Below are 2,064 nucleotides of genomic sequence, written 5' to 3' on the forward strand. Positions count from 1 at the left end.
GGCCAGCAGGGAGTGCAGCGCGGCGAGCCCTTCCGGCTGCCGCAGGTCCAGAGCGATGCTGCGCTTGCCGCGATTGTCCAGATCGAACGGCGGGTTGCCGTCGCCCTGAAACAGCCACTCGAGCGAGCGGAACGGGTCGCCGTCAGGCGTTTCCACCTTGAGGACATCGGCGCCCCAGTCAGCCAGGATCCCGCCGCAGGCGGGTCCCGCGATCCACACACCCAGCTCGACGACGCGGATGCCCTCCATCGGCCCGGCCATGGACCTTCTCCCTGCTCGCAGCGGCGATGCGGCAGGGTACTCAACAGTCTGCGCCGCCTCCCATGCACAGGCGGCGAGCGGTATCGGCGTCGATGCGTTCAGCGGGTGCGAGATCCCGACCGGTGGCGGCTGCTATCCACTCGCCGGGATCGGCGGGAACCGTCGGAGCATCGGAGGACAGGGTGACGCGGATGCCGCGACGCAGCAGGCTTGCCAGCGGCCAGAGCCACGCCTGTTCCGTGAGCGAGAGCTGTTCTCGGTACTTCTGTGCACGCCGGGTCACGAAGCTGGGCTGGGTCACCACCGCAACGCCGAGCCGGGCGACGCGGTCGAGCTGTTCGGGCAGCGCGAGCGCACAGTGCTCTATGCGGTCGGGCGCAAGTCGGCCGGCCCCGAGGCGGCGATCGTCGCTCGTCGCCGTTCCGGCGGGCATCGGCGGATGGGCCTCCACGGCATCCAAGGTTGCTTGCAGCGTGTCGATGTCCGTGACATGGACGGCGACCGGGAATCCATGAGCGCGCGCCGCCGCTACCAGATCGGCGATCGCGCCGTCGTCGTGAGGCGGCATGACCTTGGCGTGTCCCACTCGCACCCCGGCAGCACCTGCCGCTGCTCCAGGCGATAGCAGCCTCTCGCCGAATGCAAGGTCTCCCAGCGCGTCGAGTCGGTCGGCGCCCACCATCGCCGTGACGTCCACCGAAGGCACCATGTCGGCCGCTTCGGCGAGCAGCTCCAGTGCGCCGAGGTCGTTGGTATGGGTTGCGTCGGTACAGGCAGTGATGCCCGCCGCAGCCATGTCGGCCAGCACTTCGGCAACGCCTGCCACTGTCGCATCGCGATCGGTTCGCGGCACCATTGCCAGCAGGTCATGACGCTCGACGAGCACATCGCCTGACGTCAGGCCCAAGGCGTTGCCGGCGGCCGTATTCACCACCGCCACATGACCGGTGACGTGATGCAGCACGGTCGGAACATCATGCGTGACGGCGTCAAGCTCGGCGGCGGTCGGGTGGCGACGCTCAGCGAGCAGCGCATCGTCGTAACCCCAAGCCCGGAGCCACCGACGCGAATCGCCCCGATCGCGTTCGGCGCTGGGCTGACGGCCGTGCAGCATCGTCGGCACGGCGGAGCTGCGTGCGGCATGCCCGACGATGTCCAGCAGTTCCCCCACCGACGCCGCAGCCTGGACATCGGTTGATCGGCGTGCAGCGGCGCACGCCAGCAGATGCAGGTGATCGTCCCGATACCCCTGCGCCGGGGCGGTGCTCACGGCTGCGCTCGCGGCCCCGGCGAGCCCAGCAGCGCCGCGCCGAGCCTTGGTACCGGCCTCAGATGCCCAGATCGTCGAGCATGGGGATGAGGTCGCGGCGCAGCAACTTGCCGGTGGAGGTCCGCGGCAACTCGTCCATCAGATGCACGAACTCGGGGCGCTTGAACGGGGCGAGGCGCTCGCGGGCGTGCGCAACCAGATCGTCGCCCGAGGTGCCGCTGCCGGGCCGCACGACGGCCGCTGCCGCCACACGCTCACCCCACTCCTCGCTGGGCAGGCCCACGACTGCTGCTTCGAGCACCGACGGGTGGTCGTACAGCACGCCCTCCACCTCGTCGGGGAGCACGTTCTCGCCGCCCCGGATGATCATGTCGCCGGTACGGCCGGCCAGGAACAGGTAATCGTCGTCGTCGAGATAGCCGAGATCGCCCGTGTGCACCCAGCCCTCGTCGTCGATGGTCACGCGGGTCTTCTCGTCGTTGCCCCAGTAGCCGTCCATGGCCCGGAACGTCTGCAGCTGCACCTCGCCGATC

The 2,064-nt window shown here is 69.6% G+C and carries 3 protein-coding genes; all 3 read right to left on the reverse strand.

What is annotated here, in order from left to right; translation table 11 throughout:
• Nucleotides 1-261 (reverse strand): CoA transferase (locus VI480_RS00005; protein ID WP_323670755.1); only part of this gene is annotated, 261 nt, incomplete at its 3' end.
• Between the two features lie 40 nt (nt 262-301).
• Nucleotides 302-1,531, reverse strand: coding sequence for an amidohydrolase family protein (locus VI480_RS00010; protein ID WP_323670756.1), 1,230 nt, complete (start codon nt 1,529-1,531; stop codon nt 302-304).
• 58 nt (nt 1,532-1,589) lie between these two features.
• Nucleotides 1,590-2,064: class I adenylate-forming enzyme family protein (locus VI480_RS00015; RefSeq protein WP_416246601.1), on the reverse strand; the 475-nt coding region annotated here is incomplete at its 5' end.

This window comes from Candidatus Poriferisodalis multihospitum (assembly GCF_028283155.1).
Classification (GTDB): Bacteria; Actinomycetota; Acidimicrobiia; order Acidimicrobiales; family Poriferisodalaceae; genus Poriferisodalis; species Poriferisodalis multihospitum.